The sequence below is a fragment of the Clostridium sp. TW13 genome, assembly GCF_024345225.1.
GTDB lineage: Bacteria > Bacillota > Clostridia > Clostridiales > Clostridiaceae > Inconstantimicrobium > Inconstantimicrobium mannanitabidum.
This window is the reverse complement of sequence record NZ_BROD01000001.1, coordinates 2,553,277-2,570,734: the sequence shown is the minus strand read 5'-3', so window position 1 is coordinate 2,570,734 and position 17,458 is coordinate 2,553,277. Positions and strand designations below refer to the sequence as shown.

Annotated in this window: 16 protein-coding genes and 1 riboswitch; of the genes, 14 read left to right on the top strand and 2 right to left on the bottom strand. The window is 30.8% G+C overall.

Features of this window, described 5'->3' with window-relative positions; genetic code table 11:
• The first annotated feature begins 73 nt into the window (after positions 1 to 73).
• The 3 genes from OCU47_RS12415 (at position 74) to buk (ending at position 4,871) form a co-directional block, all read left to right on the top strand.
• Positions 74 to 1,801: a flagellinolysin gene (locus tag OCU47_RS12415; protein WP_261828916.1), complete on the top strand. Its 1,728-nt coding sequence runs from the start codon at positions 74 to 76 to the stop codon at positions 1,799 to 1,801.
• Positions 1,802 to 1,976: 175 nt separating this feature from the next.
• Positions 1,977 to 2,055, top strand: a riboswitch (ZMP/ZTP riboswitch).
• A 46-nt stretch (positions 2,056 to 2,101) separates the two neighbouring features.
• Positions 2,102 to 3,274, top strand: a complete 1,173-nt coding sequence (locus OCU47_RS12410; RefSeq protein ID WP_261828915.1) for a phosphoribosylaminoimidazolecarboxamide formyltransferase — start codon at positions 2,102 to 2,104, stop codon at positions 3,272 to 3,274.
• A 526-nt stretch (positions 3,275 to 3,800) separates the two neighbouring features.
• Positions 3,801 to 4,871: a butyrate kinase gene (buk, locus tag OCU47_RS12405; protein WP_261828914.1), complete on the top strand. Its 1,071-nt coding sequence runs from the start codon at positions 3,801 to 3,803 to the stop codon at positions 4,869 to 4,871.
• Positions 4,872 to 4,948: 77 nt separating this feature from the next.
• Here the strand turns inward: buk and OCU47_RS12400 are convergent, their stop codons facing one another.
• Positions 4,949 to 7,315, bottom strand: coding sequence for a TIM-barrel domain-containing protein (locus OCU47_RS12400; RefSeq protein WP_261828913.1), 2,367 nt, complete (start codon positions 7,313 to 7,315; stop codon positions 4,949 to 4,951).
• Positions 7,316 to 7,625: 310 nt separating this feature from the next.
• Here OCU47_RS12400 and OCU47_RS12395 point away from each other — a divergent pair, with 310 nt between their 5' ends.
• The 10 genes from OCU47_RS12395 (at position 7,626) to OCU47_RS12350 (ending at position 15,989) form a co-directional block, all read left to right on the top strand.
• Positions 7,626 to 8,261 (top strand): HD domain-containing protein, encoded by a 636-nt coding sequence (locus OCU47_RS12395; RefSeq protein WP_261828912.1) that lies wholly within the window; start codon positions 7,626 to 7,628, stop codon positions 8,259 to 8,261.
• Between the two features lie 222 nt (positions 8,262 to 8,483).
• Positions 8,484 to 9,104, top strand: a complete 621-nt coding sequence (locus OCU47_RS12390; protein ID WP_261828911.1) for a TetR/AcrR family transcriptional regulator — start codon at positions 8,484 to 8,486, stop codon at positions 9,102 to 9,104.
• Positions 9,105 to 9,140: 36 nt separating this feature from the next.
• Entirely contained in the window at positions 9,141 to 9,788 is a 648-nt protein-coding gene (locus tag OCU47_RS12385; RefSeq protein WP_261828910.1) for a DUF998 domain-containing protein, read from the top strand.
• Positions 9,789 to 9,920: 132 nt separating this feature from the next.
• Positions 9,921 to 10,808, top strand: coding sequence for a YitT family protein (locus OCU47_RS12380; protein WP_261828909.1), 888 nt, complete (start codon positions 9,921 to 9,923; stop codon positions 10,806 to 10,808).
• A 317-nt stretch (positions 10,809 to 11,125) separates the two neighbouring features.
• Complete coding sequence (locus OCU47_RS12375) at positions 11,126 to 11,401, top strand: CD3324 family protein (protein ID WP_261828908.1); 276 nt, start codon at positions 11,126 to 11,128, stop codon at positions 11,399 to 11,401.
• A 163-nt stretch (positions 11,402 to 11,564) separates the two neighbouring features.
• Positions 11,565 to 12,200: a CatB-related O-acetyltransferase gene (locus tag OCU47_RS12370; RefSeq protein WP_261828907.1), complete on the top strand. Its 636-nt coding sequence runs from the start codon at positions 11,565 to 11,567 to the stop codon at positions 12,198 to 12,200.
• Positions 12,201 to 12,294: 94 nt separating this feature from the next.
• Entirely contained in the window at positions 12,295 to 13,218 is a 924-nt protein-coding gene (locus tag OCU47_RS12365) for a serine hydrolase domain-containing protein (RefSeq protein ID WP_261828906.1), read from the top strand.
• A gap of 291 nt (positions 13,219 to 13,509) precedes the next feature.
• Positions 13,510 to 15,027 (top strand): DUF4153 domain-containing protein, encoded by a 1,518-nt coding sequence (locus tag OCU47_RS12360; RefSeq protein WP_261828905.1) that lies wholly within the window; start codon positions 13,510 to 13,512, stop codon positions 15,025 to 15,027.
• Positions 15,028 to 15,283: 256 nt separating this feature from the next.
• Positions 15,284 to 15,763 (top strand): DUF2975 domain-containing protein, encoded by a 480-nt coding sequence (locus tag OCU47_RS12355; RefSeq protein ID WP_261828904.1) that lies wholly within the window; start codon positions 15,284 to 15,286, stop codon positions 15,761 to 15,763.
• Between the two features lie 10 nt (positions 15,764 to 15,773).
• A complete protein-coding gene (locus tag OCU47_RS12350; RefSeq protein WP_261828903.1) occupies positions 15,774 to 15,989 on the top strand; it encodes a helix-turn-helix domain-containing protein in 216 nt (71 codons plus the stop codon).
• Positions 15,990 to 16,051: 62 nt separating this feature from the next.
• On the opposite strand, the gene OCU47_RS12345 is transcribed toward OCU47_RS12350, so the two are convergent.
• A complete protein-coding gene (locus tag OCU47_RS12345) occupies positions 16,052 to 16,795 on the bottom strand; it encodes a 3'-5' exonuclease (RefSeq protein ID WP_261828902.1) in 744 nt (247 codons plus the stop codon).
• Positions 16,796 to 17,015: 220 nt separating this feature from the next.
• Here OCU47_RS12345 and OCU47_RS12340 point away from each other — a divergent pair, with 220 nt between their 5' ends.
• Positions 17,016 to 17,438 (top strand): secondary thiamine-phosphate synthase enzyme YjbQ, encoded by a 423-nt coding sequence (locus tag OCU47_RS12340; protein ID WP_261828901.1) that lies wholly within the window; start codon positions 17,016 to 17,018, stop codon positions 17,436 to 17,438.
• Positions 17,439 to 17,458: the final 20 nt, after the last annotated feature.

Here is a 17,458-nt window from a genome sequence, read left to right as displayed (position 1 = left end):
GGCAGCAAAGAAAAGTAACTTAACATTGAGGAGAGGGGGGCTATATATTAAATCGTTTTAAAGGAGGACAAGTATGGAAATAAGTATGAATGCAGGCATTAATGCGCATAGGTATTATACTATTAGCCAAAATAATAGTGGAAAGTCTATTAGTAAATTATCAAGTGGCTTGAGAATTAATCAAGCTGCAGACGATGCCGCTGGACTAAGTATTTCAGAAGGGATGAGAGCTCAAATTAGGGGTTTAGATCAAGGGAGTAGAAATGTTGAAGATGGAATTTCACTTGCGCAGACAGCAGAAGGAGGGTTAGATGAAATTCATAAGTATTTGCAAAGGGGGAGAGAACTATCTGTTCAAGCTAATAATGGTACATTAACAGATGATGATAAAAAGCAAATACAAAAAGAAATTGATCAAATCAAAAAGGGAATAGATGATATTGCGAATGGTACAGAATTTAATAAAATACATCTTTTAAATGAATCTAGTATTTCTGCAGGTAATAAAGTTAGCGCTGATAATATCATAAAGGGATTAAAAGGCGGTTGGCTAGAGAAAGCAGAAGATCGTATTTTTAACACATATGGTATCAAGGGAACAGGAAGTTCAAACTTAAATATTTATTTAGATGAAGGAACACCTTATGGGGAATTGGCACATGCAGGTGGACCAACTGGAAATCTTGAACTTCATATTGATTTAGCTGATTTTAACCCTGCTTCAGGTCAAGATGGCCAAACAATTGAAGGGAAGGGCTACTATGCAGATAGAGTTATTGCTCATGAAATGACTCATGCAGTAATGGATGAGGTTTTAGGAGCCACAAAGATGAATGATATGCATACTAATAATGCATTATGGTTTGTTGAAGGTACTGCAGAATTTACCTCAGGAGCAGATGAAAGATTAAAATCAGTAATCGGAAAATCTGATCAAACAGGCATAGATACAACTAAAATGAATAGTTTGATATCTAGGGCAAATGATTTGTTAAATGGAGCAGCATGGAATGGTGATGATCAAGACTATTCTGCTGGATATTTAATAACAAAATATGTTGAAAATAAATTAAAAGGCAATGGTAAAGATTTAAAGGATGTAGTCAACGACATAAAAGTTGATTCTTCAGGTACATCTGCTACAACTGTATTACAAAATTCAATTGGAACTCGAACAGGTTCAACATCATATGCTAATTTTAAAACCGATTTTGCATCTAATGTAGGCAATTATATAACTAATAGTATTCATTTAAATTGGGGGGCAGATGAAACAGACACAGGTTCAATAGCAGGTAGTGATAATGGTGGAAGTGCTTTAAATGCCGAAGATGTTATTAATGAAAGTGGCGTTACAGCTAAAGACCAACCATTAACTGGTTTTAAAGTGGTTTGGCCTAAAGAAGATGATACTAAGCCATTAACAGTACAAGTAGGAGCAAACCAAGGCGAAACTTTAGAAATTAAAAGAGTTAATGCTACTAGTGCAGCACTAGGAGTAGATCAAGTTAATGTAGTTAGTGGTGCTACAGATGGAATAAATAAATTTGAGAGTGCCATCAATAAAGTATCTCAATATAGAGCAGATATTGGTGCAATTCAAAACAGATTAGAGCATACAATGAGCATTGATGATAATACTGGTGAAAATCTACAGTCATCTGAATCAAAGGTTAGAGATGTAGATATGGCTAAGGAAATGATGAGTTTTGCTAAATCAGGTATATTAAGCAAAGCAGCTATGTCAATGATGAGTCAAGCTAACTCTTCAGCTAATAGTGTATTATCATTACTACAATAAATTTATATATAGTTTAAAAAGATATTGTTTATGAAAAATAGTAAATTAAGATATAGCCAGAAGTAAAGTATTTGTTTAAAATGATGATGATTAGTTTGTATACAAATTTACGTTTATATTACAAAACTAGTTATTTAATATATTGACAAATAAGCCTATAAATGATATTTTTTCTATAGAGTTATACGACTGACGGAAGTGGAATTAACCACATGAAGTATAACAGAAGTAAGCCGACCGTCTGGGCAAAAAGTCCGGATGGTGGGCTTTTTCTTGTTTAAAAAGGAGTGTATAAATTAGATGAAAGAATTAACATTAAAGTATGGTTGTAACCCAAATCAGAAACCAGCTAGAATTTATGCAAAGGAAGGAGAGCTTCCTATAAAAATTCTTAATGGAAATCCAGGCTATATTAATCTTCTAGATGCTTTTAATAGCTGGCAACTTGTAAAGGAATTAAAGGAAGCTACTGGCTTAGCTGCTGCTGCATCCTTTAAGCATGTAAGCCCAGCAGGAGCTGCTGTAGCTGTTCCTTTAACTGAAACTTTGAAGAAGGTATATTTTGTTGAAGGTATAGAACTATCAGATATTGCTACAGCATATGTGAGAGCAAGAGGTGCAGATAGAATGTCATCTTATGGTGATTTTGTGGCCTTATCTGATGAATGTGATGAGCAAACAGCAAGATTTTTATCAAGAGAAGTTTCAGATGGAATTATTGCACCATCTTATTCAGAAGCTGCTTTAGAAATTTTAAAAAATAAACGTAAGGGAACTTATGTGGTTATACAAATGGATGAAAATTATGTTCCAGCTGAAATAGAAACAAAGGATGTTTATGGAATAACCTTTGAGCAGAAAAGAAATGATGTAAAGATAACAGAGGATATGTTAGAAAACATTCCAACCCAAAATAAAGAGATACCTGATAGTGCTAAAAGGGATTTAATTATTTCACTAATCACATTAAAGTATACACAATCAAATTCTGTATGCTATGTTAAGGATGGGCAAGCAATCGGTATAGGTGCAGGACAACAGTCTAGAATTCATTGCACAAGATTAGCAGGGAATAAGGCTGATATATGGTTTTTAAGGCAACATCCTAAGGTTATGAATCTTCCATTCAAAGAAGGAGTAAGAAGGGCAGACAGAGATAATGCTATTGATGTTTATATATCAGAGGATCATATGGATGTATTAGCTGATAGAGTATGGGAAAATATTTTCACTGAGAAACCAGAGATATTGACAAAGGAAGAGAAGAAAGAGTGGTTATCACATTTGACAGATGTTGCATTAGGTTCAGATGCTTTCTTCCCATTTGGTGATAATATAGAACGTGCTGAAAAGAGCGGAGTTTCATATATAGCTCAAGCAGGAGGTTCTGTAAGGGATGATAATGTAATTGAGACTTGCGAAAAATATAATATAGCTATGGCGTTTATAGGAATACGTTTATTTCATCATTAATTAGAGATAGTTAAAGTAAAGTTATAAATGAGATATATGTTTACTAAATATATGTATAGAGTTGTTCCACTTAAATGTTGGTAAAAGAGGTAGAATGTTTGTGACTTATTCACAAACATTATTATGGAATAGCTACATATAGGTAAGTGTTAATAGAAAATAGCATATGTGTTAGAATGCATATGCTATTTTACTTAAATATATAATTAAAAAGTTTAAATATCTAGAGGAGTACAGCAGTCCCCTGCTAAATATTTTAATGTGGATAGTGCATAAATTTTAGAATATTTATGATTATTAAGGGGGAATACTAATATTAAAATACAATAAATTTATAGAGAATTTATGGCAGGTACAACAAGATAAAAATATTATGTAAAAATTCAAATAGAAGAATATTAAGAAAAAGACTTGCAAAATTTAGTGGTTGCACTGTATAATCTAAAAACGAGTAGAGACTATATCTGCTAAAACGTTAGATAAGACTAAAAGTTATTTTTAGTAGAAGCACAGAGGAGGAAAATAAATGAATCAAAAACTGCTTATAATTAATCCAGGTTCCACATCAACTAAAATTGCTGTTTATGAAGGTGAGAAGGAACTTTTTGAAGAGACACTTAGACATACTACAGAGGAAATTGATAAGTTTAAGCATATCTCTGATCAAGAAGATTTTCGTACTAATATTATTTTAAAGGTATTGAAGGATAATAATATTGATGTAAAACAAATGGATGCAATAGTAGGAAGAGGTGGACTTTTAAAGCCAATAGTTAGTGGTACCTACAATGTAAACGATGTTATGTTGGGTGATTTGAAAGATCCAACAAAAGGAGAGCATGCGTCAAATTTAGGAGCCATAATTGCTAATAAAATTGCTACATCTATTGGAAAAACTGCATATATAGTAGATCCAGTAGTAGTAGATGAAATGGAGGAAATAGCTAGGTTATCTGGAGCCCCAGAATTACCTAGAAAGAGTATTTTCCATGCATTAAATCAAAAGGCTGTAGCTAAGAGATATGCAAAGGAGAATTCTAAGAGATACGAGGATGTAAATGTTATTGTTGCTCATATGGGTGGAGGAGTTTCTGTAGGTGCCCATAAAAAAGGTAAGATAGTAGATGTCAATAATGCACTTGATGGTGAAGGCGCTTTTTCTCCTGAAAGAAGTGGTGGAATTCCTTCTGGTGATTTAGCAAGAATGTGCTTTAGTGGAAAGTATACACTACAAGAAATACTAAAGAAAATCACAGGTCAAGGTGGATTTGTAGCTTATCTTGGTACAAATGATGCAAGAGTTGTTGAAAAAGCAGCATTAGAAGGTGACGAAAAATCAAAGTTAGTTCATGATGCTATGGGATATCAAGTTGCAAAGGATATAGGTGCGGCTGCAGCAGTACTTAATGGTGAAGTTGATGCAATAATCTTAACTGGTGGCATGGCATATGGAAAACCTATTGTAAATTTAATTAGTGAAAAGGTATCTTTTATTGCTCCTATAGTCGTATATCCAGGTGAGGATGAAATGCTTGCCTTAGCTCAAGGTGTGCTTAGAGTATTAAATGGTGAAGAACAAGTAAAGGAATATAAGTAATATATCACAAAAGAGCGTATTTACAATACGCTCTTTTGCTTAATTTAAAATATTATTAGCGTTTTAAATCAGGATAGTTACTTTGTTTTGTTACCATTTAAAGTTAAAGTATTAGCATTTCCAACTTTAACTTTTACATAGGTTACATCGCCGTAAACATCTTTTCCAGAAGCGATACATTCCTCGTCACTATTTAATAATTCACTATAAGAAGTTTTAGTTTTCAATGATGTATTATTTGATTTTACATCAGAACTGTTTCTATTATGAATTTTTAAAATGTAGTATTTAGTATTAGGTGTAAAGCTACCAGTCTTGTCACTTAAATCTACCTGTACGGAACTTGTTTTATCTTGTGCAGATATAGTTTGTTTGAAGTATTCACCTTTTTCATATTTATAAGTTGCACCATCATCGTCGTAATAATTAAAGTTTGTTTTTTGTGTATCAGGGAATATATCAACATACATATTAGTAACTGGTTTTTCACCTACATAATTTTGATAATCTTGATTAGGAATTATAGCTCCACTCTTAATAAATAGAGGTATATCATCCCAAGTATCTTTGTTTACTGCATATTCTATAGTTTGACCACCTTGATAAACTTTTCCAGTGAAGTAGTCTGTCCATGTTCCAGCAGGAAGGTAAATCTTTTGACTAGTTGCATTTTCATCAACAACAGGAGACACAAGAAGGGAATCTCCAAACATCCAAGCATCAACGTAATTTGCAACCTTATCATCGTTTGGATAATCAAATATTAAAGGTTTTACTAAACCGACTCCACCTTCATAGGCTCTTCTATCATAAGAGTAAATGTATGGGATTAAACTGTATCTTAATCGGATTGCTTTTGTAGCAGCAGCTTCAGCAGTTTTTCCAAATACCCAAGGTTGTCTTACTTGATTTTGATTTCCGTGAACTCTGAAAATTGGCACAAAGGCACTGAATTCCATCCATCTAGCATAGTTTTGAGGTGTTGGATCTCCGTCATTAAATCCACCAGTATCCATACCCCACTTAGGCTCTCCAAGATTAATGGCTGATAACATTCTTTGTCTTTGAGCTGCCATGGAGTAGAAGCCTGTTGAAATATCACCTGACCACATTCCATAACCATAACGTTGAGATCCTAAATAGAAATTTCTATTTATAGACCAGACTCTCTTATCGTTATATGATCTTTGACCTTCATATAATGATTTTTGCATATTCATAAATTGCATATTATCATCAAGCTCATCAGCTTCATCATTCCACCAGCCTGATATACCTGTATCAATTGCCTTTTTACAGTTGTTAAAGAACCACTTTTGAGCAGCTGGAAGTGAAAAGTTTAGATCACTTACTGGTTTACCTGAAAAGTAATCATTATTACTAGAATAAGAATCACCACCATACCAAAGTTTATTATCTGTAGCATATTTTCCTTCCACTGTATCTAGATGTAGTCTAGGCTTCATTATGCCTGTAAGTTTTATTCCTTTTTGATCCATCATTTGCTTTAGTTTACCTGAAGTTCCATCTGGAAATTTTGTATCATTCCATCTAAATTCTCCATAGTTATCGTCTCCCCAAGCTTTCCAGTCAAAATCAAGGGTATAATTGTCTATAGGAATATTCTTTTTACGATAAGTATCTACTATGTCAATCAACTGCTTTTCATCAATTCCCCATTGACTGTTAGTAAATCCCATTGCCCATTTAGGATACATTGGTGACTTACCTGAAACTTTTGATACAGCTCCCATAATATCAGTAGGGGTACCTACAAATACATAGTATTCTGTATCAGTTCTTGATGAATCTGTAAAGTTTAAGGTATCCTTATCTATATTGAAAGTACCTCCATTTGAATCAACTAAAACACCATATCCCTTGGTGCTCCAAGTGAAGGGACCACCACAATGACCTTGTTTACCAGCAGCAACTTCTACTTCATTGCTTCTTAAAATATTAGCAGAAGCATCTTCAGTGTTATCATAGCCACTTATTCCATAAAATTTGTCTTCAGAATTATGATTTAATTGAACACCTTTATTGTATACATCTTTAACATCTTGTTCTTTTATTAAAAGTTCTCCTTTAGCATTAAAAACTGATACCCTATGAGTTGACTTATCAATTTTTACTGTCATCGTATCTGTTTTCATAGTAATTGGATTTGAAGATTTATCAATGGTAACCTTTGCTGGTGTCCATTGATTATCACCAACAACAGCGGTGTGAGTACCTTCTTTTCCATTGATTAGATTATCAATTTTTACAATGTCATTACTGCATATTTGCACTGAAATTTTGTTTTTTCCATCTGGAATTATAACAGTAGATCCATTTATTTTTATTGTTCTAGAGTTAAGGTAAAAACCACCGCCAGCTATAAGAGCAACAAGCAAAACAGATGAGCCTATAATTGCAGATTTTTTATTGATTTTTTTCAAGACTATCCCCCCTCATGTTTTGGAAACGATTCCAAAAATAATTATACCACTTTTTCTTTTTTATTACAACTAAGTGAGTTTTGTGTAAGCTCAGTAAATTAGGTACGTTGAAGTTAAAATAAGCTTGTTTGTAGATTGAAAATATATCTATGTATATAGTTAAGATTATTTATATATTTATATGTTTATGTTTAAATATATAAATATTTACAGTGAATATGCTACATTGAAATAAATACTGCCATTATGTTACTATTAAATAAATTAAAAAATGTAAATTAGAAAGTTGGATTGATTGAGGGGTATAAAGATGAAAGGCAATATTTATGATGAGATGTTTCAATATGTAAAACAATATTTAGAAGATAATGATGGAGAGGTTTTCAATATTGGATACTTTCCATTTAGAAAGCGTTCAGAGCATATTAAGCGCGTATTAATATGGACACAGAGACTTATGGAGGAAGAAACTTGTATTAATAAAGAGGCAGTATTGGTATCTGCAATATTTCATGATATAGGTTATGCTCTTTCTTTGGATAATTCAACTCACGCACAAAATAGTGCTGTTTTATGTGATAAATATTTAAAGGAAAATGGATACAAGCCTGATTTTATTAACTTTGTTACATATCTTGTAGAAAATCATTCTAATAAAGAATTGATGAAAATTAGTGATACTCCATTAGAATTAATTATATTAATGGAAGCTGATTTACTTGATGAAACAGGGGCCTTATCTGTGGTATGGGATTGCATGATGGAAGGTTCTCAAGATGTACAATCCTTTGAAAAGACATACAAACATATTTTAAAGTATTCTTATAAAACATTAAGTGTAAATCCTATGATTACACCTAAAGCAAAAGAATTTTGGAAAAACAAGCAAGATCTTATGCAAGAATTTATTAGACAATTATCCTTTGACTTGGATATAAATTTTTAATATATATTTTTACAGAACCAAAAGCTAAAGTAATTGAAATGAAAGTAAGAAGTAGAATTCTATGAAAGAATTAATTCTACTTCTTATTTTTGTGCATAATTAAAACTTTTCTTAATAAAAAATGCAATATACTATGAGTTTACAATACTAACAAATGATAGTATTATGGAAATATAAACTAATAATTGATAGTAAAGCGTGAGCGGGTAATTAGGAGGTTTTATGCAAAATAGTGAAGTGAAAAAAAATACAAAGCAAAAAATATTTGAAGTAGCAGCAAATTTATTTGCTAAAGAGGGCTATAATGGTGTATCTATGAGGGAGATAGCCAAAGAAGTAGGAATAAAAGAAAGTTCTATATATAACCATTACAAAAGTAAAGAAGAAATTCTTAGTAGTCTATTAGATTACTTAGCTGAATCATTAATTACATATAAACCTAGTGAAGAAGAAATCGATAAGATGCTAAATTACATGTCTATTGAAGATGTTTTTAAGCAGTTACTTATGGGATTCGGAAAATCTTTAAATGTTACCATAGATACTATTGCCAGAATAGTATACACAGAGCAGTTTAGAAACGAAAAAGCAAAGAAACTAATGTTAGAAAACTTGATTGGTGAGCAATCAAAATTTTTTGCCAATGTTTTGAGAATTATGAAGAAGAAAAATCTAATTAGAGATGTTGATTTACAATTGGTAGCTGATCAATATAATTATGCTCTTTTAGCTATAACTGTTGAATACGCACATGCTGTAAATAATGGTGCTGACACAGCACCTGCTATTAGAAAGATGTTTAGAAATGTGAATTTTATATGTGAATATTTGAAACCAATTTAGATTAATAAAAGTAGAGAACAAGAGGGGGAGTAATTAATGAAAAAATTTGAAAAAATAACTATGCCATTGGGGATGGTTGGTGTAATTGCATATATGCTACATACTATTCTTGGAAATTTACTATGGGAAGAATATAATCCAATTACAACAGATATTAGTTCTCTAACAGCAGTCGGTGCTCCAAATGCTGTATTACTTAAAACTTTTACAAATGCATATGGTATTTGTACAATTTTATTTGTGGCAGGACTTATAATTAAATCTTTTAGAAAATATCACTTAGTGACACGAGTAGGATATATTGTAATGATGATTATGCAGATTATTTCAATGGTTGGCTATAGTCTTTTTCCATTGACAGGCAATAAAAAGGTTATGAATTTTCAAAATAGTATGCACATCATAGTAACGGTTGCAGTAGTATTTACTACAATTGCATTTGGTTTTATACTTGCAGTTGGATACTTAAAGCAAGAAAAAATAAAACAACTCGGAAGTTTTGTTATAATAATGTCCATTATTATAACGATAACAGGAGCAACTAATCCCATAGGAATGGGGATGCAACTTAATATTTTAGGTTTAACAGAACGCTTGGTTATATATTCTTTACAGTTTATGATGTTTACACTATCTTATTATTACACTTTTAATAGATATGAGAAAAATGATTTTGCTGTATAAAAAATAATCAGAAAAGTAATGTTTATTGAAAGACAAGTGTATTAATTAGTGGTTTGATTACTACAAGGATTGATATATAATATAAGTTATGTTACAAAATATGAAAAGAATAGCATCAAGGGGTAGAGTTAAATGAATAAGAGATATTTGAAAATTTTGAAAAAAATAGCATTGATATTGTTAGGTAATACAATTTATGCTTTGGCTGTTACTATGTTTATTTTACCAAATGGGTTAATTACAGGTGGAACCACCGGATTAGCATTGATATTTAACCATCAATTTGGTCTTCCTATTACTGTATTTGTTTCTGTTTTTAATATAAGTATGTTTATTTTAGGTGCACTTGTTTTGGGAAAGGCCTTTGCACTTACCACACTAATTAGTACCTTTTATTATCCATTTATTTTAGGTATTTTACAGAAAATTTCACCTTTACAGCATATGACTTCTGATCATTTGCTTTCAACAATTTATGCTGGTCTTATGATTGGATTTAGTATTGGAATTGTAATAAAAGCAGGGGCTTCTACTGGAGGTATGGATATACCACCACTAGTATTAAATAAAAAGTTTGGGCTGTCAGTTTCTGTAGTGATGTATGGTTTTGACTTTACTATTTTAATATCACAGATGCTTTTTGCAAATAAAGAACAAGTGCTTTATGGACTTTTGTTAGTGCTAATTTATACAGTGGTATTGGACAAAGTGTTGTTGCTTGGTAAATCTCGTACTCAAGTAAAAATAGTCAGTGATAAATACGAGGAAATTAACCAAATGATTATTAGGAATTTAGACAGAGGATCAACTTTGATTCAAGCAGAGACAGGGTATTTTCATAATGATAATTTAGTAGTTCTTACTGTGATTTCAAATAGAGAACTTCCAAAGCTAAATGAACTTGTTTTGGCTATAGATCCAAAGGCATTTATGATTATCAGTAGAGTTAATGAAGTCAAGGGACGTGGTTTTACCATGGATAAGAGTTATGCACCAGCTAGCGAAAATATAGGAAAATAAATTTAATATAAGTATGAGTATACAGAAAGTATTGTATACTCTATGGCTATCTTAAAAAGTTAAATATAAAACTAAGATTGTATACAAAACTATTACAATGTTATAATATATTATAAAATGAATTATTAACCAAAGTGGGAGGCGTATGCATTATGACAATGGTTGCGATAGTAGGCTCCGTGCAAAGACTGCATAGAGATATATAGAACAATGTCTTGTTCGGAGCCGAATATAAAATAGATAGTATAGGCTTAAATATTTTTGTGTAGGCTTTGCTTCTTTATTTACAAAAATAAGAGTAGATAGGAGCAAATGTTATGAGATACGAAAAAGCACAGAATATATTGCCAAAGGATATAGTTGAATTACTTCAACAATATATAGATGGTGGCTATTTATATATACCTAGAAAAGAAGATAGTAAAAAATCTTGGGGAGAGAACAGTGGTATAAGAAATAGTCTAAAGCAAAGAAATAGAGAAATATTCAATAAGTATAATCAAGGAGTTTCTGTTAAAGAGCTTACTGAGGAGTTTTATCTTACTGAATATAGTATTAGAAGAATAATACGTGAAGAAAAACAAGTAACATAGATTGAAACGGTATTTTTATATTATCATTTTTGATTATATATAAATACCATTTTTTGTATTGAACTTTACAGATGGATAGAACTTGTTTGTTGCAGAAGTATTTGTGAACTAGAAATCATAACCAAGATAAAGCTATAATTTAACTTATAAGGAGTTGATAGAAGTGGAACAAAAACTAAATGCAAATAAAATTTATCCTAGAACGGATGATTATAGTATAGTTTATTTAAAGAATGTAATAACAAAACCTAATATAATTATTGGTGATTTTACTATGTACAATGATTTTTATAATGATCCAAGAGATTTTGAAAAGAATAATGTTTTATATCATTATCCTGTTAATGAGGATAAGCTTATTATTGGCAAGTTTTGTTCAATTGCCTGTGGAGCAAAGTTTATGTTTACAAGTGGAAATCATGCGTTAAAATCATTGAGTACCTATCCATTTCCTATTTTCAGTGAAGAATGGGATAGTTCTATGAATGTAACTGAAGCTTGGGACAACAGGGGTGATATAGTAATTGGCAATGATGTTTGGATAGGATATGAAGCTGTTATTATGCCTGGGGTGCATATTGGTGATGGCGCAATCATAGGAACTAGAGCTGTGGTAACAAAAGATGTACCACCATATGCTATAGTTGGTGGAGTACCAGCAAAAGTTATAAAGAAGCGATTTGATGATTCTATTATAGAGGATTTGCTTAAAATAAAGTGGTGGAATTGGAGCTATGAGAAGATATCTGAAAAGCTAACTTTTATTAGAAGTGGAGATGTAAAAACATTAAAAGAATAGGAAAGAAGTTATGCTGAATAATAAAATTTTAATTATATAGAAAATAAGAGAATGTAATTTTAATTATGTATGGACATAAATTGGAGAGGTAAAAATGAATAATTGTATATTAGATGAATTAATAGAATCAGTTAAAACACAAAATCTTCAGGTGCTTAGTGTGGTAGTGAGAAAGGATGGGGAGATAATTGCAGAACATGATTTTGAAGAATCAAAACCAACATTACTATGGTCTGTAAGTAAGACCTTTACATCTATGGCAATTGGTATTGCAGAAAGTGAAGGATATTTTAAACTTACTGATAAAATTTTAGATTACTTCGATGCTGATATTCGTGAAATTAGTGATAACTTAAGAAAAATGACTATTCATGATTTACTTTGTATGGGAACTGGACATGCTGAGTGTCCAATGACAAAAGCTATGAATGCAAATCAATTACTTGATGATATTTCAAAGCTTTTCTTTGATGAGCCTGCTGTTTTTGAACCAGGTACACATTTTGTATATAATAACGCTGCTACCTATATGCTTTCAAAGCTTATTACTGTTACAACGGGACGGAGCTTAAAAGAATATCTAATGCCTCGTATTTTTGAGCCACTAGAAATACCAGAACCACAATGGGAAGTGGATGTAAATGGTATATGCTATGGATGTTCAGGATTATATTTAACAGCAAGAGAACTATCAAAGTTTGGACAATTATTGCTTAATAAAGGCGTATGGAACGGAAAACAGCTCATACCTGAAAATTATATTGAACAGGCTACAAAACCTCAGATTGATACGTCTGAATTTGATGCATTTTTTGCAACGGCAGATCATAAACAAGGATATGGCTATCAATTATGGATGAATTCGTACCATAATTCATATAGATTAGATGGTTTGTATGGTCAATATGTAGTGATACTACCGAATAAGAATGCAGTGGTGACTTACGTGTCAAATGAACCAACAAATATGACTGGAGTTTTAGAATTAACATGGAATACATTAATTGATAAGTTATGATGAATAATAAAATTTTAATTATATAGAAAATTAGATTCAGATGGGAGTGAAACCCAATCTGAATCAAGTTTTACTTGATAAATAATGCTGTAAATCTCAATTGGGTAAAGAAGAGATTTGCAGCATTGATTTTTTTTAATCAAATATGCAAATCAATATATATTTATCGTTTTACAATAAAAATATATTGAATTGTGATTAAGGGTGTGGTATTATTTTGTAAAAGAAATATTTAATACTTCTTTAAATTATTGTTTCTTCATGTGTAGCACATGAAGAATGGAGGATTTTATGGTAAATAATTATGAAGGAGATATCCCTAACTCTGACTATCAAGGACTTTGTGAGGTAATGGTGGAGGAGACTAAAGGTATAAAGATAATAAAAGAGAATTCTTTATTCTTTATTTTACTTAGTGTTGTGTTCGGTATATTTTGTACAGTATGTCTCTATAAGAGCTTGAGTGGAATTAATATACCATTGTTGGTAATTGTTTGGATGTTTTGCTGTATGACAGCATTAAATAAGCTGGAAATTAAGATTCCAAGGATTAGTTATTTATATATGACAGCAATTATGTTATTTAGTATTTCTACTATTTTTACTACAAGTAGTTTTTCTTTATTCTTTAATGCATCTTCTATAATTTTTTTTGGCTATATGCTACTTCAAAGAAATTTTTATGAAACTAGAAATTGGCAACTTCTTGGTTTTTTATTGGATATCCTTAACATGATCGTTCAGGTAATAGCAAATATTTTTACACCATTTAGTCATTTAGCAGCCTGCAGAAAGAAGAAGGTAGCAAAGGAGAGCAAATTTAAATATGTAATAATAGGACTTATTATAAGCATTCCTTTGGTTATGATAGTTTTAAGTTTGCTCATTAGTGCAGATTCAATATTTTCTCAAATGTTTGCAAGTATTTTTGAAAATATTAATTTTGAAGATTTATTTGGTATATCCTTTGTTTTTGGTATTGGGAGTATCGGTTTCTACGCTGTGTTAGCAGGTTTTGCTTCTCAACAAAATTCAGATAACCTTATAAATATTAGGAAGGGTGAACCAGTAATTGCTATTACAGTTACTAGTATTCTTACATTAATATATTTAATGTTTTCATTAATTCAAATTAAGTATCTTTTTATTGGAGGCGTAAATTCGTTACCAGCTGGATTTACATACTCAAATTATGCACGCAGTGGCTTTTTTCAGTTAGTTTTTGTAAGCATAATCAACTTTGGGTTGGTTCTTCTTTGCATTAGCGTATTCAAAGAAAGTAAAGTTTTAAAGGCCTTATTACTAATTATTTCTCTTTGTACTTATGTTATGATAGCATCCTCTGTATATCGTATGCTTTTGTATGTGGCAGCATATCATTTGACTTTTTTACGTGTGTTAGTTCTTTGGTTTCTTGCAGTATTAACTGTTCTGATGACAGGAATTATTGTTACTATCTTTTATGAAAAGTTTAACTTATTACGTTTCAGTCTTATTGTGGTTCTTTCATTTTATATGGTGTTTTCATATGCAAAACCAGATAAAATTATAGCTGAATATAATATAAGTCATATTAATAGATTGACTTATTCTGATGTATCATATATGCTAAATAATCTATCTTATGATGCAGCTCCTGCCATTTCAAAAATTGATTTATCCAAAGTAAATATGCATACAGAAAGTAAGCAAACTTTAAATAGTGATTTTCAAGAATACTTTGAAAGAGTTAAAAAAGATTATAATGACAGGGGAATTCGTGGATTTAATTTTTCTAGTTATGAGGCAAATAAGGCAGTACCAAAATAAAGTATATAAAATCATAAATCTCAGGTACAAATATTTTGATTCAATTTGTACCTGAGATTTAATGTTGAGTTAATTTATCCGATAGCTAGCATCCGTAACACTCATGGATAAGTTAAACTAAGATTCAGATGGGAATCAAACCCCACCTGAATCAAGTTTCACTTGATAAATAAGAATTTATCGTAAAACAATAAACAATTATTGACATGATGATTTCTAAAGTGTATTTTTATATTAAATGGAAAGGAGGAGGATTATGGAACAGTTAAGTTTATCAAAATGGTTAAAATCAATTGCTGTAGGAATAGGAATTATAGGACTCATAATATATTTATTAATAGTCCCTTTATGGGGAAATGACTTGGTGCAAGCTAATCCTAATTTAACTAATTGGTATTGGCCTTGGCTAATATTTATTTGGATAACAGGAATTCCTTGTTTTATGGTTTTATTTGAGTTTTGGAAAATATGTTGTGAAATAGGCAAGGATAATTCTTTTTCTAAGGAAAATGTAAATTCATTAAAGAGAATTAGTCAATTATTAGTTATCGATTCCACAATTCTTTTTGTAGGAAATGTAGTTTTATTTTTACTTAAGATGAATCACCCAGGTATTGCTTTAATAATGTTGTTTATCATGTTTGCTGGAATAGCAGTTGCTGTGTTATCAGCGGCTCTTTCACATTTTGTATTGAAAGCATGTAAAATAAAAGAAGAAAATGAATTAACGATTTGAGGTGAAGTCTTTGGCAATTATCATTAATATAGATGTTATGTTAGCGAAGAGAAAAATGAGTGTGACAGAGTTAGCGGAGAGAGTAGGAATAACAATTGCAAATATATCTGTGTTAAAGAATGGGAAAGCAAAAGCTATTAAAATCTCTACTTTGGATAAAATATGTGAAGCGTTGCAGTGTCAACCTGGAGATATTTTAGAGTGGAGAACTGAGGAAAATGAATAGAATGATTAAATAAAGCACCGTATTGGAGAAATCCTATACGGTGCTTTCATGTAAAAAATAGTTTACTTAATAAATTGCCGAGTTCTTCCCATAGTATATGCAAGTTTTATTATTGATTGCTCTTCTTTGGTCATTTCTCTATCATACATCTTTTCAAATTGCTTTATTAAAGCAGCAGTATCTACATTCTCTTTTGGCTGAGTAATTCTCTTTGGTGAATTTGGAGAATAAATGCTAGGTTTTATACTGTCATCATAGATTTTCTTGAAAACTTCAACAGTATAGTAAGCATCATAAAAAGCATCATGAAATTCTCCATCAATTGGTATGTTCAAAAGCTCTATAGCGGTTCTTAACCCAACTTGTGATTGCTTCGGAACTTTTAGATATCTTGAAGCATGCCTTTGAATATCAATAAAGTATTTTGAGAAAGAAGGTGTTGGAAAGTTAAAATATTTAATGTTTCTTAGCAATTCTTTGATATCTACCATTCCCCAAACGCATAATACAGTTTCATCTTCGCCAACAAACTTTTTAAAATCTTCATATACTTGAGTGAAATTTTTACACGAACTCACTTTTTCATTAGTTATTTTAGTTAAGTTTTCTATGTAAGGATGAATAATAGGATAAACTGTTGGTTTAACCAGAGCATTAAATTCAGAAATTGTTTGAAAGTTTTCATTAAGTTTTAATGCTCCAATTTGAATGATTTCAAAAGGTAACTTAGGATTTTTAACAGATTCAACATCTGAAGAATCAGAGAATTTCTGATTAAACTCTAAATCAAATATTATATAATTCATGTTTTTCTCACTTCCAAATTATTAATAGCAATAACTACTTTATAATTTCAATAATAACGTTTCTAAAATCGTTCTTTTCTATTCTATTTATAATACAGTATAATTGTTTTATGGATAAATGATCAAGTGAATTATAGAGCATCTTGAAAAATATATAAGTCTATATGAGATGGTTATTTAGACTTATATATTTTTAGGAACCTAAAAGGAGTGAAAAAGTATGGGTGAAGCATTACAGAAAAATAATTTGTTTCAATTTTCAATTCAGACAAAGAAGGAAGAGGAATTTGTAGATATAAACAGTTTGATCTACGAAGCGATTGAAAAATCATGTGTGGAAAATGGTATTGCTATTGTATATTGTCCTCATACTACAGCAGGTATTACAATAAATGAAAATGCTGATCCAGATGTGGTAAGGGATATAATAGTAACTCTTGATAAGGTATTTCCTATTAAAGGGGAATATAGACATTTTGAAGGGAACTCACATGCACATCTAAAGTCATCCTATATGGGAGTTGAAAAGGCAATTATTATTAATGAAGGAAAACCAATTTTAGGAAGATGGCAAAGTGTATATTTCTGTGAATTTGATGGACCGAGAATTAGAAATGTATTCATTAAGATTATAGCTGACTAATACACGGAAAAAATAAACCC

Excerpts from the sequence above, each read along its gene's own strand:
- OCU47_RS12415 (WP_261828916.1), top strand. The coding sequence starts at position 74 with ATGGAAATAAGTATGAATGCAGGCATTAATGCGCATAGGTATTATACT.
- OCU47_RS12410 (WP_261828915.1), top strand. The coding sequence starts at position 2,102 with ATGAAAGAATTAACATTAAAGTATGGTTGTAACCCAAATCAGAAACCA.
- buk (WP_261828914.1), top strand. The coding sequence starts at position 3,801 with ATGAATCAAAAACTGCTTATAATTAATCCAGGTTCCACATCAACTAAA.
- OCU47_RS12395 (WP_261828912.1), top strand. The coding sequence starts at position 7,626 with ATGAAAGGCAATATTTATGATGAGATGTTTCAATATGTAAAACAATAT.
- OCU47_RS12390 (WP_261828911.1), top strand. The coding sequence starts at position 8,484 with ATGCAAAATAGTGAAGTGAAAAAAAATACAAAGCAAAAAATATTTGAA.
- OCU47_RS12385 (WP_261828910.1), top strand. The coding sequence starts at position 9,141 with ATGAAAAAATTTGAAAAAATAACTATGCCATTGGGGATGGTTGGTGTA.
- OCU47_RS12380 (WP_261828909.1), top strand. The coding sequence starts at position 9,921 with ATGAATAAGAGATATTTGAAAATTTTGAAAAAAATAGCATTGATATTG.
- OCU47_RS12375 (WP_261828908.1), top strand. The coding sequence starts at position 11,126 with ATGAGATACGAAAAAGCACAGAATATATTGCCAAAGGATATAGTTGAA.
- OCU47_RS12365 (WP_261828906.1), top strand. The coding sequence starts at position 12,295 with ATGAATAATTGTATATTAGATGAATTAATAGAATCAGTTAAAACACAA.
- OCU47_RS12360 (WP_261828905.1), top strand. The coding sequence starts at position 13,510 with ATGGTAAATAATTATGAAGGAGATATCCCTAACTCTGACTATCAAGGA.
- OCU47_RS12355 (WP_261828904.1), top strand. The coding sequence starts at position 15,284 with ATGGAACAGTTAAGTTTATCAAAATGGTTAAAATCAATTGCTGTAGGA.
- OCU47_RS12345 (WP_261828902.1), bottom strand. The coding sequence starts at position 16,795 with ATGAATTATATAATATTTGATTTAGAGTTTAATCAGAAATTCTCTGAT.
- OCU47_RS12340 (WP_261828901.1), top strand. The coding sequence starts at position 17,016 with ATGGGTGAAGCATTACAGAAAAATAATTTGTTTCAATTTTCAATTCAG.